The following is a 25,503-nucleotide window of genomic DNA, read 5'->3' as shown; positions in this document are numbered from 1 at the left end:
TATGCAGCATTCACTTGCCATCAAACCGATAACCGAGGAATTTCAAAAAGAAGCAAAACACTTGATACTTAGTGGAATGAAAGAACGATTCGGATTTATCGATTATTCGTTAAATCCGGATCTTAATAACATTTGCAATCGTTACTCTAAGGATGGACATGCTTTTTTCGTTGGATTCTTAGATGACGTACTCATCTGTACTGGAGCATTTAGTATGGAAGATACCTACACTGCTAGAATTGAACGGATGTCCGTAAAACAAGCACTTCGCCGGAATGGTTTCGCCAAAATAATGCTTCATCATTTAGAGCATTACGCTTTAAAGAAAGGCTATTCAAAAATAGTTCTTGAAACAAATCAAAATTGGGATAGCGCTATAGCATTTTATAAAAACAATGGTTATAGCTTTGATTTTCAGTTGGAAGAACAGGTTCATTTTAAGAAAGAGTTATTGGGATGATACCTTATAGCACTTTTTTGGAATCAACTGGTACTTCTTTATCCAAAAAAGCATTAATTTGTGGAAGGAAATGAATGATTAATATAATTGTACCAACAATCATTAATAAAATGCTAATTACATAAGGGAACCACCCAGCTGTTTGAGAAAGTGCAGAGGAAAATTTTCTGCCAGTGTTCCACTCAGTCATTCCTGGAATGTATACCATTACTGCTATTTGCATCATACCTAATAATAAAGCTCCCGTTACAAACAATGCTAATCCTAACACAAAACTTTCCTTCATTCGTACACTCTCCATTTCATTTTAGTTAAGCATATTACCAACAAGAGCAGCTACAGTAAATAACACCATACAAACAACGATAAAATATCCTATAAACCGAATTGGTCTCGGAAGCTGGTCCATCTTTGTATCCGTATTTATCGGTCCACCCTCAATTTTGTTCATATGATCGATTGCATCGTTAAATGGTTTCTCTGGATGATCATGATGTGTCTCCTCATTTTGCTCTTTCATCAAATCCCCCCTAGATTATGGAATAAAATAATCAGCAAAAAAGCCTGCCAATATTAGCATAATACCGATAGAAAAATGAACTTTCTTCTCATTAATTAGTGTTTTTTCTAAAAACCAAATGATTACTGCAACCGAGCCTAGATACAATAGACTTCTTAATAGATACGTACTTTGTATATCTAAATATTCATAGAATACTGCAGTAACTCCGAAAACGAATACGATTATTGGAATTCTTAATTTCCATTTCATCACAGCACCGCTTCTCTTTTATTCAATATGGTACCTCTTTTTAAAATCCGGACTCAGTTCACTCCATACATCAAACTTATTTCCATCAAGGTCTTGAAAAACAAAATTCCGACCCGCATGTCCCCTATTCTCAATATCACCTACGTGTACTCCCTTTGACTCAAGAGTTTTATGTAATTGTTGCAATCCCGCTAACCCATCAACCTCAAAAGTAACAACGAAATGATCGTTATCATTGTGGTCCTTGAATTGTAACTTTTCTTCTCCACTTGCTTTAACTAAAAATACACTAAGGTTTGCTAAATCCATGATTGCTTTTTCTTCATTTCGATAATTTTCTTTAGCACCTACATTTTCTTGGTACCACTTAGAAGCTTGCTCTGGATTTGAAACTGGTATGTAAATCGTACCGACCCGATAAAGAAGTTCACTCATTCGTCTCATTCCTTTTCATTTAAAGTTAGTAAGCTTGGGCAAATAGGTAAAAGATTATAAATCCGACGATCACAACGATAATGGTAAAAGCTTGTATACATATACCGACAATACTGCAAACCTTCCCCGCAATTGCATATTTCTTATATTCTTCTGTTTCGCCATCTCCTCCAACAGAATAGCGACTTGCGTACACAAGTCCAATAATGCCAAGAACTAGACCTAAAACTGGTATCATGATGGACAAAATCCCTAGCACCAGTGCTACGATTGCATTATTATTTGCGTTCAATTATTAGCCCCCCTTTTTTCCAAGGATCTAACTAAAAGTACACCGGTCAGAACTGACAAAGCCATATGTGTTTCAGGATATAAGAACATTACAATATAAAAAGGTTCACCAACCCCAAACCACTCAACCCAATAAATATTTGGTATAAAAGTAATTGAACCGATAATTAGCGTCGGAAGGATTAGCCAGTTTACTCCAATCCCTTGTTTAACCATTGCCATTATTTTTTTCCCTTCCAAAAGAACACCAAATAACACTCCAAACCCTGTCATTTTGATGAAAGGAACTACATATCCTTGCGCCCTTTTCCCTGCAATTTCTAACTCCTTATATGTTTCCGTCATTAGAAATAGCAGAAGAATCATTCCTAAACTAACTAGACCATAGTAAGTAACGTTTTTGCCAATCGTTCTCACCCCTTATATTCTATATATTTAATTCTATGTATGAGTACTTTTTCCTTCATTAAAAAGGAAAGGAAAACTCCTTTCCTCAATTTCACTTATGCACTTTTTCTTCTTCACTCTTTTTTTGTTCCAGCCTAAATTCTCTTGAAGTTTGATCAGAGCCATTAATTAAGTTTGCTAGATAAGAAGACGTATAATTGTAGCCATTTTCAATTTTTTCAGCAAGGTAGTTCGTGCGTTCAAAAAGGATGGAGCGAAAATAATCAATTTGCCTAGTAATTTTCTCTGTCAAAGCTTCTTGATTTTCCATTCTACTTAAAACTTCATCCTGCGTCTTATCTTGCTTGGAAATTTGAACGGAAAGCTGCTTTTGAATCTCATTTTGTTCATCAAACTTCGATTTGAATTCTTCATTTTCCAAACAATATACTTCTAGTTGATCTAAAATTTCTTGGTTTGATTGCTGTAAACCATTAACTTGTTCTACTAAATCTTTCTCCGTTAATCGGTCATTTTCCATAACCATTTTAATCTCACTATTATCTGCTTCCAGTTTTCTTAATCGACTTGCTACAAAGTCTTGATCCTGTTTATTCATTTCCTTTAGCTCATTTAGTCTGTTACCTATTTCTTTCCACTTACTCGTCTGAGCATTATCTTGTTTTTCGTACAAAAATTTTAGCCCTTGAACAGAGTGCTGCAATGTTTCATTTACTTTCAACTGATTCTTTACTAGTTCTTCGAAATGATTTCGCTTGTAGAAACTCTGATTAGGTTCATTGATCGTTCCTTCATTTTTATAAATGTCATCGTGCTTACCATTATTAATAAATAATCCCATCTGTACTTTTCAACCCCTTTTGATGCATGTTGCTGTAATATCCTATGCATCTAATCGTTATTGGGGACAAATGACCAGATTACGATTTAATTAATTTTTAAATCCATGTATTCTTCATCGTAGTATGTATCACCAATTTTCAAGGCGTTTTTCTCTAAACCAAACGATTTAAAGCCAAACTTTGCATACAAATTTTTTGCTTTTTCATTTGTACTTACCACTGTTAGATTTAGTTTTTCCATTCCTTTTATCGATTTTGCTGTCTCAATAACCTCTTTAACTAGTAAACTTCCTGCTCCATTACCTTGTTTATTCGGTGTGACATACATCGCAAAAATATTAGCGCGATGACTTAATTTTTGGTGTCTCTCTAGCATAAGTGTAACCATTCCAAAAAGTTCATTACCGTCCCATGCCCCAAACGTATAGCTACCTTCACCAGACATATTGGCTGCTACTTGTTCAATCGGATTCTTTCTTTTAACCGCTTCTTCATAACTCGTAGCAAATGCCTCTGGACTCTGCTTTAGTGCCTCTAGTCTTAATTTCCAATAATTTTCCGCATCTTCTGCTGTAAGTTGCCTAATTTCCAAAGTTAACTCCTCCTAATTCGTTCGTACTGGTGATATTAATTGAATATATGTTGGATCTTCAAATGGTTCGATTATGATTGGATTCATTGACCCACTTATTTTCACAACAACTTCAGAATTGGTAATTGCATGGACAGCATCCTTTAGAAAAATACCATCCAACGATAAATTGAATTGCGTCTCACCTTGTATGCTTCGTATGGTTTGAGTTTCCTCGATACTACCCATTTCAGCGGTGTTCGATGAAATTTTTAAGGTAGTTCCGTCAAGTGTTTCGATTCGAACATGATTGTTTCTCGTATCATTTGCAAAAAGAAGCGCACGTTCAATCCCTTGTTCAAAGTGCATCTTATCAAGTGAAATTCGTGTTAAACTTTCCTTAGGGATTAACCTTGATACTTCTGGGTAATTTCCTTCAATCAGTCGTGAGTAAAGTTTGAAATTATTTCCATTAAAAATAATATAGTTATCTGAGAAAGTGAGTGTGACAGATGAATGATCATCCTTCACTAGTCTTATAAGTTCTTTCAAACTCTTGGACGGCACCACAATTGATCCTTCCAAAGACGAATCTATGCCTATTTCCTTTAATACTAAACGATGTGAATTGGTTGCAATACAAGTAAGATTACCTTTACTAAACCTCATATTTACTCCTGTTAAAACTGGTCTAGAATCATTAGTAGCTACTGCAAAACTAGTCTGGTTAACCAATTTTACAAGCTCGTTTAAAGGTAACGTTATCCAATTATCTACGTTTACTTCTGGTAGACTTGAATATTCTTCAGGATTAAATCCATTCAAATTTGTGACAATATCTCCAGCCTCAATTCGCACGGATTGGTTACTATCTACCTTCATATGTATTTCATTGGGCAATTTTTTGACAATATTACTTAAGTATTTCGCTGATACAACAATACTTCCTGCCTGAATGATTTGCACTTCGCTAGTCACCGGTAGAAATTTTTCAACAATAATGTCAGCGTTACTACCTGTTAACGTTATGCCTTCCTGTTTAGCAACAATTTTTATTCCAGGGGGAAGGTCATTCTTGCTTGACGCAATATGCGTTACACTCGAAATTGCGTCGTAAAGATATTTTTTATTTATATAAATCTCCATTGCAAAACCGCCTTATTTGCTATTACTTTACAGAATACTATTCGACATTATCTACGGAAATCCTGCATGGAAATCTCGCTTATCGCCAAGCATTAATAGCGAAAGTCTTGGTTGCCTACTGGTATCCTTAAACATACGCTTTCCTATCAGTAATACAAAAACGCCACTGTCCACACGATTGTAAACAGCGACGCTTCTCATAACTATATGTTAATCCGACAATTTTTGTTCCATAAGAAGAAAACTAGCACTCTTGGCAACATTGATAGAGTGCTAGCTTTCCTATTATTCATAATTAATTTTTTGTGGTTTTCTTGCCAAACACATAATACCTGCAATTAAATATAGAATTCCGCTAAAAATTCCACCGCCAATCGTAATAATTGCTACCACAACAGCAGTGATGATTAATAAAATTCCTGCAGCTTTTGGTTTTTTGTTCCCCTTTAAAAATACAACAGCAATAATACCTACGATCATTGCGATTATTGATACAATAAATAAAAACATTCCACTAGTTCCAGCCATATCCATTACCATATTAAAATCTTCCATAGTTACTGCTGGAGCCTCTGGATTTTGCTCTGCTGCATCTTGAACAAATTGTCGGATGGCATCTTTATTATTTTCCATCCAAATTAGAAATCCACCAATTGCAGCCATAAATCCATAAAATATAATTCCAATGATACTTAACACAATTTCCCCAGTTCGTTTCATTTATGTAACCTCCTTCAGTTTATTATACGTGTGAATCGGTTATGAAGTTTCATTTTTGTTCACATCTTTTGCCAATTATTTAGATTAAAAATTGATACGATAAATGACACGAATTTTGTTTCATATAGATAATCTTGAAGGATTAAAATAAAACATTACCTAAATCTATTTTCTAATTTTAATACCCCTCGTTGGAATTCGTTCCGCAGAGGGGTATTTATTATCATGCTTTTTTGCTGAAAAACATCACTAGTAAGCCAGCACCCATACCGATTAATGTACCAACTGCTGCATTTCCAAATAATAAGCCAAGCCCTATCCCAAGGAACATACAGCCGACAAACGCTATTACCCCCTGATCAAACCTCATGGCCTCACCCTCCCATAGCAAACACGTTCTTTTAATTTTAGTTTATTCTTGGATAAGCTAAAAAATTACTAAAAGAAGATGAAACTAGTCAGATAGAGTTGCGCTTGCACTTGGTTTACTTATGCTATGGCAGGTTGATTAGATCCAATATGTGTTGCTCCATAATCTGTCTCTATTTGGAAGGGCGACCTGCTCGATAAACGCGTCCGATAATGACACATTGATCATTCGTACATAAATATTTTGGTAAAAGGAATATTAAACAAAAAGTGTAGAGGAAAAGATCTATGAAAAAAATCATTGTAGCAATTTGTTTAACAATTGGAATTTCAATTCCCCTTCAACCTCTTGTTACTTCAGCAGAAAACATTAGCACCAGTAAACCGTCAGAAATATTATTATATCATGATATTGTTATTTCAATGCTTTTGCCACGTATTCAAAAACAAATCAATAAATATTACTCAACTATGTTTATTGAGAACCCTAACGTATACCCATATATGGTTTATGTCGAAAACACCAAACGATTGGAAGACTTCCGTAGCTTCATGTTTTCAATAACACTCAAAGTTATTCCCGTCATTGGTCCACATATTTCAGTTGGGGTGGACAAAATGACTTTTAAAATCGGTAGTTCAGATGTAAAACTTGTAAAGTTCAGCCATATAAAGACTGAGGAATTACCCTCTCACTGGCAACACATTGTTAGATAAGGACATTTATGTTTTATATATGGTTAATACTTTTCATTTGCAGACATTCTTGCCATTTATTTGAACAAACTGAACAGAAAGCGGCATTATTGATGCCTATCTTACTCGATTCTTGCTTTCGTTTGCGTAACATCTAGTCACTGTCTTTTTGCATTAAGTTTAATTGGAAGAAAATCGCACTTAACAAAGCTACAATCATCCCCATCATTGCGGCGTATCCGGAAAATACTTCATTTCCCTCAAAAGCACTACAAATGCCTATTCCACCAAGTCCACCGAAAACTAATATTAATAACCATACAATTAAAGATTCCATTTAATATCACTCCTTATCAATAAACTAGTTCTCCTATCTTATCATCTCTTATTTTCAATGCACATTTTACAATTTAGTTGGCAAGAAGGGGCAAAGATTATCCTTCGTTAAATCAAATACACTTTAATTTAAATACATCAATTTTATCGTATTTATCATCGGAAACAGTTCCTATATAAGTCCATCCTTTATTTCTATAATAGTCAGACGTATCTTCTGTTCTTAAATAAAGTTCCTTAAATCCTAATTCTTTGACTACATCTATGGTTTTGGTTATTAACTTTTGTCCTATCCCTCTACCACGATACTCAGGTTTCGTATATAGAGATGCAAGCCAAGGTTTATACCTATCTCTTATTTTTAGATCGTTTTCAAAGATTGATACAGTTCCTAAACATTCTCCGTTCTCTAAAGCAACGAGTGTTATCGGAAATGCGTTATCATTTGTATTTGAGAAGTGTTTAACAACATCTTCAAATTTCATACTACTACCCGCTTTTACTACAAACTCCTTATAAATCATTTCAGAAACTTCTTTTATCTTTTTGGGATGATTTAATAAAAAATCAATATGCATTCTGATCTCCCTTTGTGATGTGATATATTTTTCTATATTGAATTTGAACTCGCTCAAGTGAATGAACCAGTTCAGATAAAGCATCTTCTTGTTAAAAAAGGGCGCTCGTTAACGGAATAAAATATTTAATATATAAATTCAATAGTTTTAGCTGTTCTTTCAGCAGTAGCTTTTCCCAAAATTTGCTCAACAAGATACAGTGCCATGTTAATTCCAGAAGAAACTCCGCCAGAAGTTACGAGATTTTGATTATGGACTACTCTACAGTTCGATAAAACCTGGATGTCAGGGTGTTTTTCTTGTAGACCTTTCAAAGCCAAATGATGGGTGGTTGCCTCTTTTCCATCCAACAATCCAGTTGCTCCTAAGATATATGCTCCAGTGCATACTGAACATATGTATTCAATATTGTTTTGTTTCATAATCCAATCTATTATCTTCTGTTTCTTGGCCATAGATTGTACCGCCCTTAGTGGTCCGCCTGGAATTATAAGAATATCTATTTTGGGAGAATTATCAATACTGAAGTCTGGTTCAACTTTTATTCCCGAGTGAGTCCTTATTTGCTTTCCTAATTCTGTAATAGTAATTACGTCAAATGGATTGGTCGGTAATAAGTCTTTTTTATAAAGATTAATTGCCTGGTCGGCTTTATTGTGAGAAGTTAGTGATAATACTTCTGCGGGACCAGTAAAATCTAGAATATCTACATAATTATAAAGTAAAATGCCTACTTTTCTTCTTTTCATCTAATTCCCCCGTATTAGTGACACGTTTGAAATTTCCATATGGAAACTGATTTAAAAATGAAATATAACAGAATTAAATTGTTATTCCTCCCATTGTCTTGGTCCGATAACGTGAAACATATCATTATTATTTTTATTTAGTGCATCTTCAATTCTTTTAATAGTAAAGTCACTTATTGGTTTTGGTAGGTCACCAAACGAGAAATATCTACACTCTAAAATTTCCGGTGAACTGGGTTTTGGCATTTCATTATTTAAATTGTCGGATATAAACGCAAAGTGATGCATATCAAAAATCGGGTCATAATATACACCAGTTAAATCCCCTATTTTGACACAGAGCCCTGTTTCTTCTAGTACTTCTCTTTTTGCAGTCTCCTGTGCAGATTCTTTTATTTCAGCTTTTCCACCTGGGAGTTCCCAATTTTTCTTTCCATAACTGTGCCTTACCAACAAAATTTTTCCTTCTGAATCAGTAATAATTGATGCAGAGCCCATTAATTTATTTGACAATAATAAAACTCCATTCATATCTTTATTTAAACTTACTTATTACCATCCACATAATAGTAGGATAACCTTTTATCCAATGTTACTGTGTGTAGTTCAAAAAGATTATTATCTAATCATAAAAATAAATAGGGACTTTTACTTTTTGCAAAATCAGTAGATGCAATAAATGTACTGTTCTGACATTCTGACCCTATTCTGGAAAAGTGCATAGTATTAATTATTGATTGATCTTTTTCTTTTAAAGCCATCTTTTTATTATTAATATGGTTATCTTTCATTCCCTCGAAAAACGTGTACTTATTTCTTAAAATTTCTTCCATGTTTTGTTGATCATCCAATAATTGTTTGAGATATTGCTGAGAAAACTCTAGTCAAGTCTACATAATGCCTTCCTCTCTTCAACGAAAACCCTAAGTTTTAACCTAAAGGATCATCCCCAAACCTCTCCCACAAAATTGGGAATAATTCTTCTAAATCATCCTCTTCCCAATCTAATTCTATATCTTCTTCCGTCTGTAACCCCATTTTTTCGAGCCCTTCTAACATTTCATCATATATATCATCATCCCACTCAGTGTAACCAGTCTTTATTAGAGTGTAAGCGTCTAATCCAACTGATAGCATTTCTTCATTTTCAGGAACTCCCTCAGCATCAAGATTATCTTCACTAATGTACTCTGCTAAAAATTCATGGTTATTAACTACCTTATAATATATATCTTCACCCTGACCAATCAGCCAGCCCCTAAAATAATCAAAAGTGTCATCAGAGCATCCACCCATTACAACATAGGCTGCTGCCCATAAAGTAGACTGATAACTTGCATTCATTAGTCCTTGAAAAATACATTCGTATTCCAACACTTCCTTTAATTTCTTTTCAGATAGTACTTCTGTTAACCACTCAGCCTGTACATTAAATCCTTTTGACTCTTCGATTAACCCCCAAAATTCTTTTTTATCCACTTAATACACTCCATATCTATTAATTAAGTTTTGTTCACTTACAGTCCTTATTTCTTTTCGCATCGTCTGCATAATAAGGCGGATCTTTAAAGACTCGCCTCATAGATCTTTGATTATTTATATGTAAAGATTACTAATTTACACGTTTCACATCTATATGCTGGATTTTTATGTAATTTTAAAAAAGCATCATTTACTGATACTTCGCTATCATACGCATGTATAACCGAATCACCTGATTCTGACCAACAAATTCGACGAGGAGAGAAAATAAATCCTTGCCTTACCTTACTATTACATTCAGGACATTTTATAGTTGAATTCTCCATAAGTAGCATCTCCTTTCATCATAATCTTTTATCGGGTAGACCATTACTGTTTTCTTAATCTAACACTAGATTATCTATGACCATCAGGCTTGGATATATTCATTTCACACTGCTTTTCTCTAACAATTTTTACTTCAGAAATGTATACTTCAGTAAAAGATTTTTATAAAACGTCACTTACTTATTTATTACCGAGTTGTTCCGCCAAACCGATTAGAAGACCTTCGATTCCACGAATGTAGCAGAGCCGATACGAGTCCTCGTATTGAACCACTTCACCAACGAGTTGAGCCCCAAACTTGGTGAGTCTGGATACCATTTCGTCAATGTCTTCAACGGTGAACATGACGCGTAGATAACCGAGGGCGTTTACAGGGGCAGTCCGGTGATCTGATATAGTGGGTGGGGTGAGAAATTTCGAAAGTTCAATTCGGCTGTGGCCATCTGGGGTTACCATCATAGCAATCTCTACGCACTGCGTACCCAATCCGGTTACTCGACCAGCCCATTCACCTTCGACAGTGGTTCGCCCTTCAAGGTTCAAGCCAATCTCCTCGAAAAAAGAGATTGCGTCATCCAGGGATTCCACGACGATGCCGACATTGTCCATTCTTAGTAATTTGTTTTCTGCCATAGTTTTATCTCCTTATGTGTAAAAATTACAAATCTCTTCCTAACAAAAAACAATTTAATAGGATTGGAAAATGTGAAATTGGATTTTATGTATATATAACATCTTTCAAATAGATCCAAAAATTCGATACCATAGTTGCTTTTTAAAAGACAACTTCAACTTCCCAATAAATTATTACTGCCCTGTACTCCATTAAATGCCCGATTTTACAATACATGGCGCAGACCTTTATTCCAGAAATGCGCCTTAATTGGAGTAAAGAACACATTCCAATTAATTAGAAGTATTTATTCAATTTCACTTGTATATTTTTCCGGTAATAGCTCTATCACTTTGCACTTAACCAATTCACCATTATAAGCAATAATTACATCAGTGTCTTTTCCATAATCACTTATTTACTCCCGACACATACCACATGGAGCAACTATCCAACATTTTTCTATATCTTCGTGTGGATGAGGATGAGCGACTGCTACAATCGTTTCAAATTCGTGATCCCCTTCTGATATTGATTTTCCGATTGCCATTGCTTCCCCACATACGGTTATTCTCCCAACATTCGCTTCAACGTGTACTGCTGCAAAAACATTTCCCGATGTTGTTCTTACCGCTGAACCAATGTGGTGTCGTCCATACCTATAATTCTTTTCAATTACTTTTTCTGCCTCCCGAATCAAATCATAGTCCCGACTTTCTAAAGGTCTTACTTTTAACATATTTTCTCCCCCCGATATTTCTTTTTTGTCATACAGATAGAATTCATTTTTCCATATAATAACTTGCTTAAAAACGACCCCTATATCAGAAGTAGCCTAGCTTTGTTCAATTCGATTCTTGCGCCTGATTGTTTATTTGAGGAACAATATCCTAATCTTATCTTCTTATTTTCAATTTCTATACCAGTAGCTTTCTGCTGACCCTCAATATCCTGGCCCTTATCTGTAAGAATGGCGCCCGTTTCTGGAAGATCATTTCAAACCCCTTATTAAACAAATAGTTCCTGGTAACTATATCGTACTCTTTTTAACGGAAAAAAAGTAAAACACCCCGCCAGCCATCCAGAAAGGTTCCCAAAAAGCTAACCTCCAAAACGTTGCATAAGAATCTAAGTCAAATTCAAAAACGTTTAACATACTCAGGGAAATCGTAATGAAATTCAGTAAGCCATACAAGAACAATAAAGCTCCAATAATTTTAGTGATGCAGTAAAGCATTCTATTTATTATAGGTTTCTTCCATTCAACAAGAAGCATCAACAATAATATTAACCCAAGTAGTTTAATAAAACTGGTAAACCAAACTATCATAACGAACGAGGGAGAAGGGTTTTGAGACATCTCAAAAATAGACCCTCCTAGAGATCTAACACCAAGTAATCCACCCATTGCCCAATAAAAGCTAATACAAATAAAAATAATAGACCAAACAATACCCAAAACTATGAACCAATAACTCCTCTCTATTGGAATCCCCCCTCGATATCTTTAAGCGCGGACGTTGAATGAATAACTAATATACGTCTCAATCAAAAAAACTGAATTATTCTTGAACTAACACTAGGTCTAGCCAGGATTTTGCCTCATTGTACAAAATCGGATTGTTTTGCGGTGTATAGTAGGCAAGGATTGCAACTGCTTGTGATACAACCCATCCGCGGGCTCTTGCCCTTGTAGCGTCGTCCGTTCGAAGAGCATCAAGGAACGCATCGCGCGCCTCTGGCGAGTGCAACTTCCACGCGACCATCACATCACACGCAGGATCTCCGATGCCCATTGTTTCCCAATCAATCACACCGCTGATACGTTTATCTCGTACGAGCCAGTTACGCACATCTAGATCGCCGTGATGCCAAACAGGAGGGCCGTTCCATGGTGGCGCAGCAAGAGCCGACTCCCACACATCAGACACCGCGGGATCGCCATTAAATCGTGCTAGCCAATATCGGAAGTCCTTGTCACGTTGGGCCAAAGGGATGCCGCGTCCTAATGGCCCTCCCGATGAATCGACTTGTTGCAGTGCTACGACAAACGCTGCAAGATCGCGTTTCGTCAATCGCCTCTATCGGCACCGTCTCACCCCGCAGCCACGAATGTATCTCCCAAAACCATGGATATTCTTTATTGGGTCGCCCCTGAGCGATAGGCACAGGAATTTCAAGTGGAACTGATGGCGCGAGTTTTGGTAGCCATAAGAACTCGCGCCCTCCTGGTGTCGTCGGTCCTTCCCTTCTCGCTAGCCGAATGGAATATTCGTCTCCAAGTCGGAAAATGGCATTTACCGTTCCAACTGGCTCGACCTTACGCAGGGGCAACTCTGCCCAGTGAGGAAACTGTTCGACAAGCAAACGCCGCACAAGTCGTTCATCAATTTCCAACTCATCAGTATGCATCTTCTCGGTCATCTATAATCCCTCCCTGGTAGCTTTTACGTAAATTTTATTGGTGGAACAATTATCATAATGCTCTGTACAATCAATCAAAAGCCACATTTTTCGAATCATGGTCAACAGCAAAACCGAAAATGACCTTAAACATGTATAAAGAAAAAACAGCTAGTAATATTTTTGGGATATCCGCAAACAACAGAAGTAAACTCACTCCTGAAACGGCTAAAAACACGCCAATAATACGTTGGCCCGGATATTTGATGAGTGCGTTCACAATAAGAGCCGATACGATTGTATAGCCCCATACGATGATACCACTCCCCCAGTAACCAACAAACAACCAAGAAAAAATAATAGGCTGTACATGAATCGCAATGAAAACAAATCGGCCACGGGCATTTGTTTTATAGTGGAGATTGGTCGAAAATGAAAAGTTGGCAAGCACACCGCCTGTAATGTCTACAATGAAAACGATAAGTATAACGACTCGCCAAATAGCAAGTTCCTGCCAATCGGAGTAGGTAAGCGTTAATAGCAATACTGTCATTCCAATACTAAACAAAATCGTGAGCCACAGATCCAATAAAGCAATTCGCTTTCCAAATATATCATGAAAAAGAACAGGTACTTTTACAGTTTTTATGTTCAACATCCCCTTTCCTGTCCCCTTACCTTTGGTCAATCTTCAGTCCACTAAAAAACCTCCGTTTTGGTAATCCAAGCATCATATTTATCCATAAAATAATTAGTTACTCAACAAGATAAAATCGGTCATGTTTTATTCCGTTCTTACGTCCTAATTGTGAAAATGTGTAACTTACTTTTTCTCAATATTTTTAGTAATTCTTATAATCCAATATAGCATTACTCAAGGGAGTATAACCTTTGTAACCCATTCTAGTATTGGAACTACATTTGAGATGGTTACTCCTGATCTCAATATAAGTAGCAGCTTTAAAACTCCGGCAACATCTTCCGCTGAATCCGAATCTGTCCACGATGATTGATTTCATCCTCAAACGAATGAAACCAGATAAAATAATGATTTGATGGATGGTCAGCCCACATGCAATTAGAAAATAACCATTCATCATCACGTTTTTGAAATTCACGAAGCGTTCTATTTCGGACAGTCTGTAATTTCTCCAGATAAAATTCCAGATGGTTGCCTTTAATTTCTCTTCTTCCTTTATCACCTAATTCATAGCCCGCGCCCCACTCAAGGGCTTCTTGTTCATTTGGTCTTCTTTTATCAAATGTATCAAGCTGAAAGCCGAACTCTACGGCTGCAATGTGAAAAAGAAGTGCACCGATTGAATTAGCATGATCCGCATGTACATAATCTAGCTGTTCTACAGTCAGCCCTTGCACAGCCTGTAATGTTGTCAATCTAGCATATTCCATCATACGAACTAAATGACTGATGGTTGGCGTATAGTTTTCCAGCTCTTTTATTTTGAATTCCATTTAAATGTCCCTTACCTTCCCTCTATCATTTCATCCAACTTCATTACCGTTTTCCAATTTCGCAACGTTGCGGAAACACCTAACTTTTGAAGATGTGTTGGAAGATTGGATTTATGAAAGTTTTGCCCAAATAATATGTAAATCTCTTTATCTATAATTTGGTACTTATCCTTTCCATTTTGAAAGTTATCTAACTTCTCCAACCCTTGTTGTGATGGTTTCTCGGATAAAAAAGATACATGTAAGCTTTCATTCTCATTCATCTCTCCAAACACATACGGACTTCGCTGCATGACTTCTTTCCACTCACTTGCTGTCCGCAAAATCACAGGAACTGGAAATCCAAATTTTGATTGGATTTCTCGTTCCAGTAAATCCGTAAGAAACTCGGAATCCTTGTCAGAATCAAAAATCACGTTCCCGCTTTGAATGTATGTCTGAACATTTTTCAACCCAAGTGATTCTAGTAGTTGTCTCAAATCTGCCATTTTCACTTTGTTTCGTTTCCCCAAATTAATTGCACGTAAAAGGGCTATGTATGTTGTCATTCTTTCACCTCACTGCTTGTAAAAATTAGATCTAAATAGTCCTCGTGTCCTGGTCCTAGTTCAACTTGATCGTTGTCCGAAATCCAGAAGAACGAGAAGACCATCTCATCTTCTTCCCCGCCACCAGTTGGTTCGTGATCCCATGAATCTCGTTTCTCGTCTACCACAATTTTGTAAAAATAACGTTCATATAACCTACCATCAAATTCCCAGATATCTTGTCCTAGTAACGTTTCAACCTCTAAGTCTACCAACCCAGTTTCTTCATTCATTTCCCGAATAACAGCATCGTACGGATCTTCCCCTTCTTCCACTGTACCCTTAGGAATTTGGATTCCCGCTTCTTCAACCGGGTGTTGGAACACAAGCACTTGAGGTTGTTCATTTTTAACACGTGTCACATAACCAAAAGCTTTCTTTATCGGGTTCATTACTACTTCAAGCCTTTCGACATAATCATACCTACTGGATGATAATCTAGCTTTTCGTATAGATTAATAGCACGTTTGTTATGTGCAAATACATGTAACGATAATTTTTCAATTCCATTTGCTAGGGCATGATCGTCTAATGCTTTTAAAGCCGCTTTTCCATATCCTTGACCCTGAAATTCATCAAAAACGAGGAAATCAAATATGAATGATTCCTTTTGCGGATGACTTGGATCGAACTTATACCATAACCATCCTACTTTTACTTTGTCTTCAATTTTCGTAATTGCATATAAGTGTTGATGTTCACTATCCAGACCTTCTGGTAATAACCGTTCATATTCTTTCTCAGACTTATCTAGTGCTTCCTCTTTCGTCCACGTACCCGCCGCCACTTTTTCATCGGCATAAAGTTGAATGCTTTTTGATGTATAGTGGGCAAAATCATCCTGCGTCATTGGTATTAATGTAACCGTCATCGCGATTCCTCCTGTATTTAGGATAAAGTGAAACTTCATTCAGTGGGGGGCGTTCCTCCCCCTACTGAATGGTAGTTGAACCAATCGGGCTTGTACGGGCAGTTATATCCCCCACTTAAAATTCCTCGGATCTACTTAATTTTTGAAGTGGGGGTATTACTGCCCGTCAAACTGCGAAAAAAATTCTTCTACTTGTTCCTTATGATGATTGTCGTGCCAAATGAACGAACACACATAATTGTATAATGTATGGGGAAATCCTGAATATTCGTCGATTTCTTCTCCATTCAATCTAAACTTCTCAAAAAACTGATCCTCAGATTTATTTCTCAGTTCTGCTACTAACTTTTCTCGACTTTGCTTTGCCTCATCAATCAAATCAAGCATCGCTACTCCTGATAGTGCATAGGCTGAAGCCTTATCGTTCAGCAGCTGAAATTCAATACTCTCTATGTCCGCACCTTCCTTCATCTTCGGAAGTGTTTCTTCCACTATGTAGCAATCCCAAAACATAATGTGTGATATAATTTCGGCGACCGACCATTTGCCCTCTTTAATTGGTTTAAAAAATATATCCTGATCGTGTTTTTTCAATGTTTCTAACCAGGTCGTATAATCCTCTAATTCATCAATTTTTTCGCGCGTATTTTCCAAAAAAATCACCTACTTTTATTTATTCATTCCCCCTTTAACAATTCGATTTCTATTTACATATTTCCTGCTTGATGGCCTATTTGTGGAAATGTTTCGCGAAAATATTTTAAAAAGGCTGCTTTCTATAGGAATGTTGTTTTTCATAAAATCAGTAGACATAACAGCCATTATGGTGGCTTTATCACGAAGGGAATCAGCTTAAACCCGTGGAGAGTGTAGTATTTTTTGTAGCGATTGCAAGTCACGCGAGTATGAATGAGCATATATTAAGTACAGTTTGAAACCAATAGTACTTCTTGCACGTATTTATCTAAAAGGGGAGAAGTTATTATGAAGAATAACATTTCTAAACTGATTGGAACTATTATCTTGTTTGGAATTCCTTTATTCATCGTTGCTTGTACTCCAAATATGGAAACTGAACCAAAGGATGAAAATATTACCACCATTGAAACGGTTTTAGAACGTACTTTCACAGGGCCAGAGCAGGAATTGAAAGATATTTGGAGTACCATTGAAAGCGATGGTATTGAGGATGTCGAATCATCTTTAAAAGCAATGAATTCATATTCAAAAGAGAAGTTTAAATCTTATTTTACGGAAGATGGCTATAGGGAATATATCGCTTCATTTGGTTTTACCTTTCTGAAAGCTGCGTATTGGAATGACTATCAGCTAAATGCCAAAAATATCAAAGTTGAACGATCAGAAGTAGATACTATTTATGACTTTTCATTGGAAGTAGAATATCAAAGAGAAGGGAACGACAAAAAGGTAGCTATTGTAACTGGCGAAGCAAATATGAACGAAAACGGACGAATAGCTGTTATGTTAATAGGTAACGAAGGTTTATGGGAAGCATTGCAGGAATAAAATGTAAAGGTGATTGACTAACAACCAACATTTGTTATTTCTAAATCAAAGATAAGTAGCTTTAGTTAAACATTATTATAGCGAACTTGGAATTCTACTTTGATTGAATACGCAAGGACGATTCTTTACCAAACATCATTTCCAAGCGTCGATTCACATTGTAGAGCTCAATTCCAGTACCTGTTTCAGATGTTATTGGTGTATGAAGAAGCTCATTCAACCGTTCTTGATTCATACCTTTGCCATTATCCTCTACTGTTATCACGACATTGTGTGCTTGTTGTTGAACAGAAATGGTAATACTGCTTTTCATTGACTGACCTTTCATGCCGTGTTTTTTAAAGCATTTTCTATTATCGGTTGTAGTGTCATGGTTGGAATTTTACAGTTCATTAATTCATCATTTTCTACTTCCACAAATCGTTCTTTTTCAATTGACAAATAAGCATGAACATGTTCAAACTCTTGCGATAGTGTCGTTGTCGAATTAGTTGAGCTTTCAAGATTTTTTCTGAAGTAACCGAGATAAAGCAATTAATAATTTCCGTGCTTTATCTGGATCAATTCTTACAAACGAAACAAACGTATTAAGTGCATTAAAAAGAAAATGAGGACTTACTTGGGCTTGTAACGCCTTGACTTCTGCTTCCTTCGTTAGTTGCGATAAGCTTAACAAAGAAGACAACCCTTTTAAAAATTCAATCGTTACCGACGAAATATCCTTTTCATCTTGAAAATGATACTCCCCATGGATAAATCCAGGGGTTTCAGTGGAATACAGATAGTGCCCTTGCATTGTCCGACTGAGGAGCGACCACAAGCCCCCTTACACATCAGGCTGTATAGCCTTCAGCTTTGCTTATTGGATGCGTACTCGTTTTGGTGACAGAAGGAAATCTTTCCGTCCTAATGTGCCAAATGGGTTGTTAATGCCGCAATGCTTCCGCAGGATATTAAACGCAGCGTTAACATCCGCATTGATCTGAATGTTCGTTCCTTTCACCCGATAGAAGGCACGACAAATACGTCTTCCCGAAAAGGTGAATGTGTTTTTCTCGCCGTTATAGATGGGAATCGGGTCTACGCTTAAGAAACAGGCTTTCGACGTGTAGCTTTCTTCCCGCGTCACGACTTGAATGCCAACCGATTCCGCTTTATACGTAATCATTGTAATCAGCTTCATGAATGGAAGCTGGATGAACGTCTGCTTGTCAGCTTTACGCATTTTGACCTTTGCCTTCCATTTGTCGCTCTTGCCGATGATAATCGTGTCGATTCCTCGTTCGATCGCAATGTTAACAATCGCCCGGCTTGCCTTGTGCATGTAGTCGGTAACGCGGTCCGCTCTTTTACGGTCAAGGTTCTTCAGTTTCTGGGTCATGTGTTGACCTTCCTTCTCCTGCAGTCCGTTCCGTAAGATCCGAACCATTTGCGCGCGTTTCTTGTTGTACTGGTGGTTGATGGATTTCAATACCTTGCCCTTGACGATGACAGGCTGCCCGCCTGTATTATCTGCAATGGCTGCAAGGTTATCAACGCCAATATCTACTCCCATGATTCGTTTCGGGGGGAAAAGAAAATCGTTTTTCTTATCCTTTGGCCGTGCCAACGCCTTTTCATCCGTTTTCTTGTATATCAATTCAACCACATAGCGTCCGTAGAACGGCACGATGCGAACTTGTTGGAAACGGCCTTCTGTGTCAGCTAATTTTCCAATATGGAGCCGCTTTTTGGTCTTTGGCAGCTTCAATGTGTGATTGGGGGCTATTCTAGCGGTTTGGTTTGTCAGCACACACACCGTCCGTCCATCTTTGTTCTTATAGCGGGGAATTTTCGGCCGTCCTGTGTACTTCTCCGGATGCAAGTTGTAATCCTTGATCGCTTCATAGAACGAGGACCAGTCTTCCAATACCTTTTTGATGACGTGCTGATTCGTTTGTGCTGGAAGTGCGCGGTAGTCAGGCTGTTTCATAGATTTGAAAAGCCCATCCAAAAGACCGTAGCCAAGCGTCTTCTTCTTTTCGGATGGTGGGCTGAACAAATGAAGCTTTACTGACTCATCGTCTGGGCTTTTCGCTTTCCTTTTCTCGAAATTCGCCTGTTTTATCGCATTCATCGACGGAAGATAGTGGGTGATTGCATCCATGACTTCTTTTTGATTGGCATTCGATGTCCCGTTTCGCATGGCTGTGAACACCTGTCTATAGTAGAAATTCGTCGTGTTGTACAAATTTTTCGCTTGAAAACACAATGCATCGAAATAGGAAAAGAGTTCATGGTTTTCATGAATTTCGATCTTATAGGCACTATACATGGTATCACTCCGTTTCAGAACATTTGTTCCCCAACTATATTGTTAGTATACCTCATACAAGAACCGATAGCTAGTTTAAACCACCACGGCTTATAACCCCATACATAAATGCAGGGGTTTTACGCCATTTTTGATAATCCCAATGCATCTGTATTTACGACTAATCCTGTATATGTTCCAAGAATCCCGAACAACCCGAACATGATCATAACAGGAAGGCGTTGCCTATCCGTTACATCTTGTTGATGAATAACAGATCGGAAATAACGCACCCGTGTCATTAAAAAAGCCACCGTTACAATAATCCCTATTCTTTCTAACATCAATAATAGTAACTCCCACACGTGTACGCTCACCTCCGATATATCTTAACTCATTATAATTCAAAGCCGCTTCTAAGAGAAATATTGTAATCAAATATTGTTACGTTTTTTAGCAATTTTTGAAGAGAAATGTTCTCACAACAAATATATGGTTAAACGTGAGGTGATTTCTATGTATAAAACTATTTTACGTGAAAAAAATATACGATTCTATTTACTTGGTGGAGGGATATCTCGACTCGGGGATGTACTGTCAGGAATGGCGTTTTTATTTTTGGCTTATGATTTAACCGGTTCAGCAGTTCATACAACTGGAATGGCTATTGCAGAAACAGTGCCCTATCTATTATTTGGACTGATTGGTGGCGTAGCGGCTGACTGGTTACCACGGAAAAAATTATTAATCGTGCTTGATTACATTCGTATTCCCTTGGTATTTTCCATTGTCGTCATGTATCACTTCGATATGCTAAGTTACGTCTATTTACTATTCGTTAGCTTTTTTATTCAAAGTATAGGTTGCTTCTTTAATCCTACACATCGTGCAGTTTTACCACTAATTACGAGTAAGGAAACTCGAGCAGTAGCTAATAGCTTACATAATACCGTTAGTCGGGGTGTTACGGTTCTAAGTCCAATCATTTCTGTCTGGTTACTAAGTTATGGTGCCATATACTTCTTTGTTGTTGATGCACTGACATATGTAGTAAGTGTGATTTGTCTATCACAGGTTAATTTTACAGAACAGAAACAGCAGCATGAAAAGTCGATTAAAAATGTCTTTTTATCGATTGGGGAATTCTTTGGATGGTTAAAGGATCAGATTACACTAAAATATTTATATCTGCTCACCTTTGTAGTTGTCTTTTTTAACACATGGGTATGGGAGGTTGGGTTGCTACTTTCGCTAAGTGACATAACGAAGAAAAGCGAGGAAATATACAGTTTAATCCAAGGCGTTTTTGGTATTACTGTAATTATAACTAATTTATGTGTGCCATATTTTATTAAGAGAATGAATCTTTCCATCTATTTATTAGGGGCAAGTATTTGGGGAATAGGTATTCTTTATTATGGTCTATTTTATGGCATTGATCACTTTTTTATTGGTGCAATACTAGTTGGTATCGGGTTACCGATTTCTAGTCTTGTTCGAGTCTTTCTAATTCAGGATAATGTACCGGAAAATAAACTGGGTCGTGCATTCAGCTCAAACGCAGTGTTACTATATTTATCAAATACCGTTTCCTTAGCTATTTTCGGTCTTCTAGCAACAATAATTCCTATCCAAATTTTAATGATCAGTAGTGGAGCACTTATTCTATTGGTGAGCTTGATAGGATTATTATTGATGATAAAGTTTTCGAAAGATGGTAGGCGTTTTTCCGAAAACTTTCTTAAATAATTGATTGTATGATCCGACACTCTTAAACCCTACCTGGAGGGCTATTGCTAGAATGGAAGATTTGGTATGTGCTAGTAGATATTGGCTTTTTATTAATCGATACAGCTGTAGCCATGCGTATGGTGATAAACCTGTAGTTTGCTTGAATAGATGGGAAAATTGATATTTATTCAATCCTGAAAGCGTGGCCATATCATCAAGGTTCCAATCTACTTCATAGCTTTCTTTTAATGCATGAATCACTTGTTGAATTTCTTTATTCGCATTAATGGTCGGCAGTTCATCCAGGTGTGACCCTGCTCCGTAACGCAACATTAAAATGGTTAATTGCGCAAGTGCGTTTTCGAGAAATAACTGTTTCATCTTGTCCGAAGCATTATCATTTATTTGCATAAATTGATGCACAAAATCGACCCACGTTGAAATCTGTGGATGTTTAAAGGAGAGCAAAGCAAACTCCGGTTCATGGACTGGTAGTTTCAAATCAGTCGCAATTTCCCTTATTAACGACTGATTAATTTCTACTAGAAACTTTTCTTCCGTAATATGCAGTTGTTTATGTTCTTCATTCGGGTTAACGATCGCATATTCATTTGTATCAATAGTTAAATCAGACCGTTTCGTTTGAAATGTTCCTTTTCCTACTGGAGAAAAAATCATTTTGTAGCAATCATCACTACGCCATTCTCTCTCACCAAGGTGGTCATTTCGCATAAGGAGCAATCCGTTTTGATTGTCTAGTATCATGAAGCACGCACTCCTAACCTTCCATTACTCTCGTATCATTGTCATGAACTCTGTGACATCTGAGTCAAACCTTTTCTGTTCAATAAACCCAAATTTTTCGTAAAGCCGAATTGCTCGTTTGTTAAATGTTGCTACCGTTAAACGTGTTGTTATATTTGGGTGTGCATCCTGAATATTACGTAAAACAAAAGAAAAGAATGTACTTCCAAATCCCTTTCCAGTTAAATTAGGTTTCATCCCTAGACCAATGTCAATCCTCGCTTCTTCGTATGCATTTATTTTATTACCGACGGGAACTTGCGCAGCTTTTCCTGCACAATAGTAACCAATCAAATCATTATCCTCATTTACAACCGTAAAATAATCATTTTGTAGCATTTCATCAATCGATTCTTGATTTAACTCGTTATTGTACAAGTCGTATGGCTTTTCGTATTCCCATTGCAATATTCCAACTGCATAATCCTTGTTCATTTTATGTTTCAACAAACGCATACTATTCCCTCATTTATGTAAGCTTTTTTTGTAAATGTAGTAGCTAGTAAACCTGATTAAACTGCGACCTAATTTAGAAATAGCCTATTCATCTTTATTATTTTCGTCTTTATTACTGGAATTGTTCGTTTCTGACTGATTGCTCTTCTTTTTTCTGAAGAAGTTAGTTGTTAGTATAATAACGATCGCAAAAATCATTATAGGTGTTGAATAAGCTGTGAAATGTTCTGGATAATACTTTTTCCAGCCAATGTTTTCATTCATACTTAGTCCAAAGATGAATATAAGTAACCCTATATAAAATAATATATTTCCTACCACTGTATACTTCTTAATTGTCATGCACCTCTTTTTGCATTGGTCTTAGAAATTGTGAACGATTTACTGCGTCAGTTAAAACAACTTTAGGAACTTCTATTTCAATTAGCTGATAAACGTCTTCTATTATTGATTCTAATTCTACTATTCCATCACGTGGACTACTTAAAAATACATTTTTCATTCGTTCCACTATATTTTTTGGTTTTATCTGCATCATGTCTAGCGTATGCTGTTGCCACTTAAAAGCCGGGTGATGTACATAAATTCGATTCAAGCCGAACAACATTCCCATTACATTCGTTTGGACATCTGCCATTACTTTATAAAGCATCAGCCAATCTTCCCGGTATTGCAATGCCGCACGATTATTCCAGCGGTTACCTAGCTCCATATTTTCACGGATCATTGCAAGCTGAAGTTCATCAGGATAATTCAGTGTTTGTTTTTTCAAATCGACTACTATTGCTTCACCTTCCAACGATTTACAATCATGTAAAGTTGAGACTAGACATTGTTTGTCAAAATCCGTGTCACCATCTTTAACTACATCATATATCACCTTTTCGATGGTCGATGTTAAAAAACTACTGATTTCTAGTTTTATATTTTCTGTTATATAAGATTCAGACCATTCTTCGTCTTCATAAGGATAAAAGTCGATGATCGTTCCTTGAGTAGCTTCAATAACAGCCTTTCTATCCTGATCAGTTGGTGATGTTTCCCATAAAACAAATAATTCTATATCCGAATAGTGATCATTCCATTCTCTCGCTACAGATCCACCTAGTAAAACTGCTTCAACCTTAGGATTTTGTTTATAGATTGCCGCGATTTCTTGTGCTTTTGTATGTAAGTTCGCACTATTAGTTAAGGTAATTTTGCGCATAATGTACTCCTTGTTGAAAAGTTACGGATGCTATCCATGCCTATCATATCAAAAAATGTCATACTATTTCCACACAAAAATGCCGCAGAATGGTTTTGACCATCTGCGGCATTGCGTTATTGATTCACTGTCTTATTCCGGCGTTTATTACGAAATTTTTTAATCATCGGATAGACAACCGGACCATATTTAATAAGAGCCTTTATAAGCTTTTTCATCCATTATTCCTCCATCTTTGAAATGGCTTGTACATATTTTCCTTACTTATTATGTTTCCGTTTTCTTTATAGTTTAAACACTAATCGACAAGCCATTCATTTTTTAAAATGGAGAATACAAAGGCATCATGTGATTTATTGCCTTGGAACAAGTAACCTCGCAATGTCCCTTCTCTTTTAAAGCCAATTTTCTCCAACATACTGTTAGAAGCCGAGTTAGCTGGAAACGTTACGGCACCCATACGAAATAGTCCAAGATCCTTAAACGAATAGTTCAATATTTTATTGACTGCCTCTGTTCCAATCCCCTTCCTCCAATAATTTGGATGCAACTCATATCCAATTTCAGCGCGGTTACTCCAGTAGTTTAAGTTATTCAACCCAATCGTACCGATGAAGGAGTTAGTCTCTTTCCAAATGATTCCCCAACGCATCCCTCGTTTTTTCTCATATATATCTTGAAAGGAATCAATTATTTTAGCCGCCTGGTCCATTTCTTTCAGACTATCCATTCCGTAATATTTCGTTACATTATCATTAGACATAATCTCAAAAAAAGCCTGATCATACGAGTGGTCAATATGTGTTAAACGAATTCGTTCTGTTTCAAATGTAGGAAAATCCATCATATCCCCTGCCAATCCATTAGTTTTTGTTAAATTTATTTCTAGCCTCACCATATCCCTACACTGAATACCATTTTCAAAAATAGGTTCTGGGTAATTTTTTGTGAAAAAGTCCATATCAATTCCGATAATCCGAAATCCACACTTTTGATAAAGTGCCAATTGACCAATACTTGAATTGCCTGTTCCAATTTCTATTGTTTCAAAACCCTGTTGTCTTGCAATTTCAATCGCGTGATGGATTAATTGTTTTCCGATCCCTTTACCTTGAGCAGTTTCTGATACAGCAATATTAATCAACTCAACTTTACTTGGGTTAATCGGTAATAAAACATACACACCAACAATTTCATCCTGCTGTTTTGCTATGTAACAATCACCTGTTTTCAAGTATTCCTTTACCAATGTTTCAGATGGATCAGCTAGCAACAGTAAGTCCATCGGTGCTTCATCCGTTTTCATTAACTTTTCAACTTCCATCATACCTAATTCCACTCCCTACAAGTATTATT

At 36.7% G+C, this 25,503-nt stretch carries 42 protein-coding genes and 2 pseudogenes; 4 read left to right on the top strand and 40 right to left on the bottom strand.

What is annotated here, in order from left to right; translation table 11 throughout:
• The first annotated feature begins 1 nt into the window (after position 1).
• Positions 2–460 (top strand): GNAT family N-acetyltransferase, encoded by a 459-nt coding sequence (locus ACY9Z2_RS10770; RefSeq protein ID WP_463609638.1) that lies wholly within the window; start codon positions 2–4, stop codon positions 458–460.
• 4 nt (positions 461–464) lie between these two features.
• Here the strand turns inward: ACY9Z2_RS10770 and ACY9Z2_RS10765 are convergent, their stop codons facing one another.
• The 11 genes from ACY9Z2_RS10765 to ACY9Z2_RS10715 all read right to left on the bottom strand — a co-directional run bounded on the left by ACY9Z2_RS10765 (position 465) and on the right by ACY9Z2_RS10715 (position 6,015).
• Positions 465–746 carry a hypothetical protein gene (locus ACY9Z2_RS10765; RefSeq protein WP_463609637.1) on the bottom strand — a complete coding sequence of 94 codons (282 nt, stop codon included), beginning with the start codon at positions 744–746 and terminating at the stop codon, positions 465–467.
• Between the two features lie 21 nt (positions 747–767).
• Positions 768–980 carry a hypothetical protein gene (locus ACY9Z2_RS10760; RefSeq protein WP_463609636.1) on the bottom strand — a complete coding sequence of 71 codons (213 nt, stop codon included), beginning with the start codon at positions 978–980 and terminating at the stop codon, positions 768–770.
• Between the two features lie 15 nt (positions 981–995).
• The gene (locus ACY9Z2_RS10755; RefSeq protein WP_463609635.1) at positions 996–1,232 is read right to left on the bottom strand and encodes a hypothetical protein; all 237 of its coding nucleotides are present in this window, start codon (positions 1,230–1,232) and stop codon (positions 996–998) included.
• Positions 1,233–1,250: 18 nt separating this feature from the next.
• Positions 1,251–1,667: a VOC family protein gene (locus ACY9Z2_RS10750; protein WP_463609634.1), complete on the bottom strand. Its 417-nt coding sequence runs from the start codon at positions 1,665–1,667 to the stop codon at positions 1,251–1,253.
• A 25-nt stretch (positions 1,668–1,692) separates the two neighbouring features.
• The gene (locus ACY9Z2_RS10745) at positions 1,693–1,959 is read right to left on the bottom strand and encodes a DUF4190 domain-containing protein (protein ID WP_463609633.1); all 267 of its coding nucleotides are present in this window, start codon (positions 1,957–1,959) and stop codon (positions 1,693–1,695) included.
• Positions 1,956–2,375: a hypothetical protein gene (locus ACY9Z2_RS10740; RefSeq protein WP_463609632.1), complete on the bottom strand. Its 420-nt coding sequence runs from the start codon at positions 2,373–2,375 to the stop codon at positions 1,956–1,958. The genes ACY9Z2_RS10745 and ACY9Z2_RS10740 overlap by 4 nt, the downstream gene beginning before the upstream one ends.
• An 82-nt stretch (positions 2,376–2,457) precedes the next feature.
• Positions 2,458–3,207, bottom strand: a complete 750-nt coding sequence (locus ACY9Z2_RS10735; protein ID WP_463609631.1) for a hypothetical protein — start codon at positions 3,205–3,207, stop codon at positions 2,458–2,460.
• A gap of 86 nt (positions 3,208–3,293) precedes the next feature.
• Positions 3,294–3,800 carry a GNAT family N-acetyltransferase gene (locus tag ACY9Z2_RS10730; protein WP_463609630.1) on the bottom strand — a complete coding sequence of 169 codons (507 nt, stop codon included), beginning with the start codon at positions 3,798–3,800 and terminating at the stop codon, positions 3,294–3,296.
• A 12-nt stretch (positions 3,801–3,812) separates the two neighbouring features.
• Positions 3,813–4,925 (bottom strand): DNA polymerase III subunit beta, encoded by a 1,113-nt coding sequence (gene dnaN / locus ACY9Z2_RS10725; protein WP_463609629.1) that lies wholly within the window; start codon positions 4,923–4,925, stop codon positions 3,813–3,815.
• 285 nt (positions 4,926–5,210) lie between these two features.
• Positions 5,211–5,645 (bottom strand): DUF4064 domain-containing protein, encoded by a 435-nt coding sequence (locus ACY9Z2_RS10720; RefSeq protein WP_463609628.1) that lies wholly within the window; start codon positions 5,643–5,645, stop codon positions 5,211–5,213.
• A 223-nt stretch (positions 5,646–5,868) separates the two neighbouring features.
• A complete protein-coding gene (locus tag ACY9Z2_RS10715; protein WP_463609627.1) occupies positions 5,869–6,015 on the bottom strand; it encodes a hypothetical protein in 147 nt (48 codons plus the stop codon).
• A 287-nt stretch (positions 6,016–6,302) separates the two neighbouring features.
• Between ACY9Z2_RS10715 and ACY9Z2_RS10710 the strand changes: the two genes are divergently transcribed.
• Positions 6,303–6,731 (top strand): DUF3888 domain-containing protein, encoded by a 429-nt coding sequence (locus ACY9Z2_RS10710; protein WP_463609626.1) that lies wholly within the window; start codon positions 6,303–6,305, stop codon positions 6,729–6,731.
• A gap of 133 nt (positions 6,732–6,864) precedes the next feature.
• Here the strand turns inward: ACY9Z2_RS10710 and ACY9Z2_RS10705 are convergent, their stop codons facing one another.
• The 17 genes and pseudogenes from ACY9Z2_RS10705 to ACY9Z2_RS10625 all read right to left on the bottom strand — a co-directional run bounded on the left by ACY9Z2_RS10705 (position 6,865) and on the right by ACY9Z2_RS10625 (position 16,783).
• Positions 6,865–7,047 carry a hypothetical protein gene (locus ACY9Z2_RS10705; RefSeq protein ID WP_463609625.1) on the bottom strand — a complete coding sequence of 61 codons (183 nt, stop codon included), beginning with the start codon at positions 7,045–7,047 and terminating at the stop codon, positions 6,865–6,867.
• Positions 7,048–7,159: 112 nt separating this feature from the next.
• On the bottom strand, positions 7,160–7,624 hold the full coding sequence (locus ACY9Z2_RS10700) for a GNAT family N-acetyltransferase (RefSeq protein WP_463609624.1): 465 nt from the start codon (positions 7,622–7,624) through the stop codon (positions 7,160–7,162).
• Positions 7,625–7,749: 125 nt separating this feature from the next.
• Entirely contained in the window at positions 7,750–8,373 is a 624-nt protein-coding gene (locus ACY9Z2_RS10695) for a DJ-1/PfpI family protein (RefSeq protein ID WP_463609623.1), read from the bottom strand.
• 81 nt (positions 8,374–8,454) lie between these two features.
• Positions 8,455–8,886, bottom strand: a complete 432-nt coding sequence (locus tag ACY9Z2_RS10690) for an NUDIX domain-containing protein (RefSeq protein WP_463609622.1) — start codon at positions 8,884–8,886, stop codon at positions 8,455–8,457.
• Between the two features lie 113 nt (positions 8,887–8,999).
• Entirely contained in the window at positions 9,000–9,224 is a 225-nt protein-coding gene (locus ACY9Z2_RS10685; RefSeq protein WP_463609621.1) for a hypothetical protein, read from the bottom strand.
• A 79-nt stretch (positions 9,225–9,303) separates the two neighbouring features.
• Positions 9,304–9,852, bottom strand: coding sequence for a DUF4240 domain-containing protein (locus tag ACY9Z2_RS10680; RefSeq protein ID WP_463609620.1), 549 nt, complete (start codon positions 9,850–9,852; stop codon positions 9,304–9,306).
• A gap of 113 nt (positions 9,853–9,965) precedes the next feature.
• The gene (locus tag ACY9Z2_RS10675) at positions 9,966–10,181 is read right to left on the bottom strand and encodes a PF20097 family protein (protein ID WP_463609619.1); all 216 of its coding nucleotides are present in this window, start codon (positions 10,179–10,181) and stop codon (positions 9,966–9,968) included.
• 181 nt (positions 10,182–10,362) lie between these two features.
• A complete protein-coding gene (locus tag ACY9Z2_RS10670) occupies positions 10,363–10,815 on the bottom strand; it encodes a VOC family protein (RefSeq protein ID WP_463609618.1) in 453 nt (150 codons plus the stop codon).
• 287 nt (positions 10,816–11,102) lie between these two features.
• Positions 11,103–11,534: pseudogene (locus tag ACY9Z2_RS10665) on the bottom strand (cytidine deaminase).
• A 291-nt stretch (positions 11,535–11,825) separates the two neighbouring features.
• The gene (locus tag ACY9Z2_RS10660) at positions 11,826–12,254 is read right to left on the bottom strand and encodes a DUF3995 domain-containing protein (protein ID WP_463609617.1); all 429 of its coding nucleotides are present in this window, start codon (positions 12,252–12,254) and stop codon (positions 11,826–11,828) included.
• Positions 12,255–12,357: 103 nt separating this feature from the next.
• A complete protein-coding gene (locus ACY9Z2_RS10655; protein ID WP_463609616.1) occupies positions 12,358–12,870 on the bottom strand; it encodes a phosphotransferase in 513 nt (170 codons plus the stop codon).
• 419 nt (positions 12,871–13,289) lie between these two features.
• Positions 13,290–13,856, bottom strand: a complete 567-nt coding sequence (locus ACY9Z2_RS10650) for a hypothetical protein (protein ID WP_463609615.1) — start codon at positions 13,854–13,856, stop codon at positions 13,290–13,292.
• A gap of 302 nt (positions 13,857–14,158) precedes the next feature.
• Positions 14,159–14,671 carry a DinB family protein gene (locus tag ACY9Z2_RS10645; protein WP_463609614.1) on the bottom strand — a complete coding sequence of 171 codons (513 nt, stop codon included), beginning with the start codon at positions 14,669–14,671 and terminating at the stop codon, positions 14,159–14,161.
• Between the two features lie 11 nt (positions 14,672–14,682).
• On the bottom strand, positions 14,683–15,219 hold the full coding sequence (locus tag ACY9Z2_RS10640; RefSeq protein WP_463609613.1) for a DUF1697 domain-containing protein: 537 nt from the start codon (positions 15,217–15,219) through the stop codon (positions 14,683–14,685).
• Complete coding sequence (locus ACY9Z2_RS10635; protein WP_463609612.1) at positions 15,216–15,650, bottom strand: NUDIX hydrolase; 435 nt, start codon at positions 15,648–15,650, stop codon at positions 15,216–15,218. The genes ACY9Z2_RS10640 and ACY9Z2_RS10635 overlap by 4 nt, the downstream gene beginning before the upstream one ends.
• Positions 15,651–15,652: 2 nt before the next feature.
• Positions 15,653–16,129, bottom strand: coding sequence for a GNAT family N-acetyltransferase (locus ACY9Z2_RS10630; RefSeq protein ID WP_463609611.1), 477 nt, complete (start codon positions 16,127–16,129; stop codon positions 15,653–15,655).
• Between the two features lie 156 nt (positions 16,130–16,285).
• On the bottom strand, positions 16,286–16,783 hold the full coding sequence (locus ACY9Z2_RS10625; protein ID WP_463609610.1) for a DinB family protein: 498 nt from the start codon (positions 16,781–16,783) through the stop codon (positions 16,286–16,288).
• 330 nt (positions 16,784–17,113) lie between these two features.
• Here ACY9Z2_RS10625 and ACY9Z2_RS10620 point away from each other — a divergent pair, with 330 nt between their 5' ends.
• On the top strand, positions 17,114–17,656 hold the full coding sequence (locus tag ACY9Z2_RS10620; RefSeq protein ID WP_463609609.1) for a hypothetical protein: 543 nt from the start codon (positions 17,114–17,116) through the stop codon (positions 17,654–17,656).
• A 94-nt stretch (positions 17,657–17,750) separates the two neighbouring features.
• Here ACY9Z2_RS10620 and ACY9Z2_RS10615 read toward each other — a convergent pair whose 3' ends face one another.
• The 5 genes from ACY9Z2_RS10615 to ACY9Z2_RS10595 form a co-directional block, all read right to left on the bottom strand.
• Positions 17,751–17,984, bottom strand: a complete 234-nt coding sequence (locus ACY9Z2_RS10615) for an ATP-binding protein (RefSeq protein WP_463609608.1) — start codon at positions 17,982–17,984, stop codon at positions 17,751–17,753.
• Entirely contained in the window at positions 17,981–18,190 is a 210-nt protein-coding gene (locus ACY9Z2_RS10610; protein ID WP_463609607.1) for a histidine kinase, read from the bottom strand. The genes ACY9Z2_RS10615 and ACY9Z2_RS10610 overlap by 4 nt, the downstream gene beginning before the upstream one ends.
• Positions 18,156–18,452, bottom strand: coding sequence for a histidine kinase (locus ACY9Z2_RS10605; RefSeq protein WP_463609606.1), 297 nt, complete (start codon positions 18,450–18,452; stop codon positions 18,156–18,158). The genes ACY9Z2_RS10610 and ACY9Z2_RS10605 overlap by 35 nt, the downstream gene beginning before the upstream one ends.
• A 63-nt stretch (positions 18,453–18,515) precedes the next feature.
• The gene (locus ACY9Z2_RS10600; RefSeq protein ID WP_463609605.1) at positions 18,516–19,970 is read right to left on the bottom strand and encodes an RNA-guided endonuclease InsQ/TnpB family protein; all 1,455 of its coding nucleotides are present in this window, start codon (positions 19,968–19,970) and stop codon (positions 18,516–18,518) included.
• Positions 19,971–20,089: 119 nt separating this feature from the next.
• A complete protein-coding gene (locus ACY9Z2_RS10595; RefSeq protein WP_463609604.1) occupies positions 20,090–20,293 on the bottom strand; it encodes a LytS/YhcK type 5TM receptor domain-containing protein in 204 nt (67 codons plus the stop codon).
• Between the two features lie 172 nt (positions 20,294–20,465).
• Between ACY9Z2_RS10595 and ACY9Z2_RS10590 the strand changes: the two genes are divergently transcribed.
• Positions 20,466–21,698 carry an MFS transporter gene (locus ACY9Z2_RS10590; RefSeq protein ID WP_463609603.1) on the top strand — a complete coding sequence of 411 codons (1,233 nt, stop codon included), beginning with the start codon at positions 20,466–20,468 and terminating at the stop codon, positions 21,696–21,698.
• Here ACY9Z2_RS10590 and ACY9Z2_RS10585 read toward each other — a convergent pair.
• From ACY9Z2_RS10585 to ACY9Z2_RS10560, 7 genes and pseudogenes are all read right to left on the bottom strand, one after another.
• On the bottom strand, positions 21,639–22,445 hold the full coding sequence (locus ACY9Z2_RS10585) for a helix-turn-helix domain-containing protein (protein ID WP_463609602.1): 807 nt from the start codon (positions 22,443–22,445) through the stop codon (positions 21,639–21,641). The two genes, ACY9Z2_RS10590 and ACY9Z2_RS10585, sit on opposite strands and share 60 nt — an antisense overlap.
• Before the next feature lie 24 nt (positions 22,446–22,469).
• Complete coding sequence (locus ACY9Z2_RS10580) at positions 22,470–22,940, bottom strand: GNAT family N-acetyltransferase (protein WP_463609601.1); 471 nt, start codon at positions 22,938–22,940, stop codon at positions 22,470–22,472.
• A gap of 84 nt (positions 22,941–23,024) precedes the next feature.
• On the bottom strand, positions 23,025–23,282 hold the full coding sequence (locus tag ACY9Z2_RS10575; RefSeq protein WP_463609600.1) for a hypothetical protein: 258 nt from the start codon (positions 23,280–23,282) through the stop codon (positions 23,025–23,027).
• On the bottom strand, positions 23,272–24,147 hold the full coding sequence (locus ACY9Z2_RS10570) for a DUF4037 domain-containing protein (protein ID WP_463609599.1): 876 nt from the start codon (positions 24,145–24,147) through the stop codon (positions 23,272–23,274). Before ACY9Z2_RS10570 ends, ACY9Z2_RS10575 begins: the two co-directional genes overlap by 11 nt.
• Positions 24,148–24,263: 116 nt before the next feature.
• Positions 24,264–24,365, bottom strand: a complete 102-nt coding sequence (locus ACY9Z2_RS19645) for a hypothetical protein (protein ID WP_491737603.1) — start codon at positions 24,363–24,365, stop codon at positions 24,264–24,266.
• Positions 24,366–24,445: 80 nt separating this feature from the next.
• The gene (locus ACY9Z2_RS10565; protein ID WP_463609673.1) at positions 24,446–24,991 is read right to left on the bottom strand and encodes a GNAT family N-acetyltransferase; all 546 of its coding nucleotides are present in this window, start codon (positions 24,989–24,991) and stop codon (positions 24,446–24,448) included.
• Positions 24,992–25,021: 30 nt separating this feature from the next.
• Positions 25,022–25,471: pseudogene (locus ACY9Z2_RS10560) on the bottom strand (GNAT family N-acetyltransferase); the annotation flags it as partial.
• Positions 25,472–25,503 lie beyond the last annotated feature (32 nt).

The sequence above is a fragment of the Virgibacillus sp. GM2-2 genome, assembly GCF_055329585.1.
The sequence above is the reverse complement of the archived record's forward strand: the minus strand, read 5'-3'. Positions and strand labels throughout refer to the sequence as shown.

What these genes read in the sequence shown, in the direction of transcription:
- ACY9Z2_RS10695 (WP_463609623.1), bottom strand. Translation starts at nt 8,373, where the DNA reads ATGAAAAGAAGAAAAGTAGGCATTTTACTTTATAATTATGTAGATATT.
- ACY9Z2_RS10645 (WP_463609614.1), bottom strand. Translation starts at nt 14,671, where the DNA reads ATGGAATTCAAAATAAAAGAGCTGGAAAACTATACGCCAACCATCAGT.
- ACY9Z2_RS10580 (WP_463609601.1), bottom strand. Translation starts at nt 22,940, where the DNA reads ATGCGTTTGTTGAAACATAAAATGAACAAGGATTATGCAGTTGGAATA.
- ACY9Z2_RS10715 (WP_463609627.1), bottom strand. Translation starts at nt 6,015, where the DNA reads ATGAGGTTTGATCAGGGGGTAATAGCGTTTGTCGGCTGTATGTTCCTT.
- ACY9Z2_RS10755 (WP_463609635.1), bottom strand. Translation starts at nt 1,232, where the DNA reads ATGAAATGGAAATTAAGAATTCCAATAATCGTATTCGTTTTCGGAGTT.
- ACY9Z2_RS10565 (WP_463609673.1), bottom strand. Translation starts at nt 24,991, where the DNA reads ATGGATTTTCCTACATTTGAAACAGAACGAATTCGTTTAACACATATT.
- ACY9Z2_RS10575 (WP_463609600.1), bottom strand. Translation starts at nt 23,282, where the DNA reads ATGACAATTAAGAAGTATACAGTGGTAGGAAATATATTATTTTATATA.
- ACY9Z2_RS10700 (WP_463609624.1), bottom strand. Translation starts at nt 7,624, where the DNA reads ATGCATATTGATTTTTTATTAAATCATCCCAAAAAGATAAAAGAAGTT.
- ACY9Z2_RS10705 (WP_463609625.1), bottom strand. Translation starts at nt 7,047, where the DNA reads ATGGAATCTTTAATTGTATGGTTATTAATATTAGTTTTCGGTGGACTT.
- ACY9Z2_RS10640 (WP_463609613.1), bottom strand. Translation starts at nt 15,219, where the DNA reads ATGACAACATACATAGCCCTTTTACGTGCAATTAATTTGGGGAAACGA.
- ACY9Z2_RS10760 (WP_463609636.1), bottom strand. Translation starts at nt 980, where the DNA reads ATGAAAGAGCAAAATGAGGAGACACATCATGATCATCCAGAGAAACCA.
- ACY9Z2_RS10600 (WP_463609605.1), bottom strand. Translation starts at nt 19,970, where the DNA reads ATGTATAGTGCCTATAAGATCGAAATTCATGAAAACCATGAACTCTTT.
- ACY9Z2_RS10720 (WP_463609628.1), bottom strand. Translation starts at nt 5,645, where the DNA reads ATGAAACGAACTGGGGAAATTGTGTTAAGTATCATTGGAATTATATTT.
- ACY9Z2_RS10605 (WP_463609606.1), bottom strand. Translation starts at nt 18,452, where the DNA reads ATGCAAGGGCACTATCTGTATTCCACTGAAACCCCTGGATTTATCCAT.
- ACY9Z2_RS10630 (WP_463609611.1), bottom strand. Translation starts at nt 16,129, where the DNA reads ATGACGGTTACATTAATACCAATGACGCAGGATGATTTTGCCCACTAT.
- dnaN (WP_463609629.1), bottom strand. Translation starts at nt 4,925, where the DNA reads ATGGAGATTTATATAAATAAAAAATATCTTTACGACGCAATTTCGAGT.
- ACY9Z2_RS10620 (WP_463609609.1), top strand. Translation starts at nt 17,114, where the DNA reads ATGAAGAATAACATTTCTAAACTGATTGGAACTATTATCTTGTTTGGA.
- ACY9Z2_RS10670 (WP_463609618.1), bottom strand. Translation starts at nt 10,815, where the DNA reads ATGGCAGAAAACAAATTACTAAGAATGGACAATGTCGGCATCGTCGTG.
- ACY9Z2_RS10615 (WP_463609608.1), bottom strand. Translation starts at nt 17,984, where the DNA reads ATGAAAGGTCAGTCAATGAAAAGCAGTATTACCATTTCTGTTCAACAA.
- ACY9Z2_RS10765 (WP_463609637.1), bottom strand. Translation starts at nt 746, where the DNA reads ATGAAGGAAAGTTTTGTGTTAGGATTAGCATTGTTTGTAACGGGAGCT.
- ACY9Z2_RS10570 (WP_463609599.1), bottom strand. Translation starts at nt 24,147, where the DNA reads ATGCGCAAAATTACCTTAACTAATAGTGCGAACTTACATACAAAAGCA.
- ACY9Z2_RS10590 (WP_463609603.1), top strand. Translation starts at nt 20,466, where the DNA reads ATGTATAAAACTATTTTACGTGAAAAAAATATACGATTCTATTTACTT.
- ACY9Z2_RS10650 (WP_463609615.1), bottom strand. Translation starts at nt 13,856, where the DNA reads ATGTTGAACATAAAAACTGTAAAAGTACCTGTTCTTTTTCATGATATA.
- ACY9Z2_RS10595 (WP_463609604.1), bottom strand. Translation starts at nt 20,293, where the DNA reads ATGTTAGAAAGAATAGGGATTATTGTAACGGTGGCTTTTTTAATGACA.
- ACY9Z2_RS10635 (WP_463609612.1), bottom strand. Translation starts at nt 15,650, where the DNA reads ATGAACCCGATAAAGAAAGCTTTTGGTTATGTGACACGTGTTAAAAAT.
- ACY9Z2_RS10675 (WP_463609619.1), bottom strand. Translation starts at nt 10,181, where the DNA reads ATGGAGAATTCAACTATAAAATGTCCTGAATGTAATAGTAAGGTAAGG.
- ACY9Z2_RS10735 (WP_463609631.1), bottom strand. Translation starts at nt 3,207, where the DNA reads ATGGGATTATTTATTAATAATGGTAAGCACGATGACATTTATAAAAAT.
- ACY9Z2_RS10750 (WP_463609634.1), bottom strand. Translation starts at nt 1,667, where the DNA reads ATGAGTGAACTTCTTTATCGGGTCGGTACGATTTACATACCAGTTTCA.
- ACY9Z2_RS10770 (WP_463609638.1), top strand. Translation starts at nt 2, where the DNA reads ATGCAGCATTCACTTGCCATCAAACCGATAACCGAGGAATTTCAAAAA.
- ACY9Z2_RS19645 (WP_491737603.1), bottom strand. Translation starts at nt 24,365, where the DNA reads ATGAAAAAGCTTATAAAGGCTCTTATTAAATATGGTCCGGTTGTCTAT.
- ACY9Z2_RS10585 (WP_463609602.1), bottom strand. Translation starts at nt 22,445, where the DNA reads ATGATACTAGACAATCAAAACGGATTGCTCCTTATGCGAAATGACCAC.
- ACY9Z2_RS10710 (WP_463609626.1), top strand. Translation starts at nt 6,303, where the DNA reads ATGAAAAAAATCATTGTAGCAATTTGTTTAACAATTGGAATTTCAATT.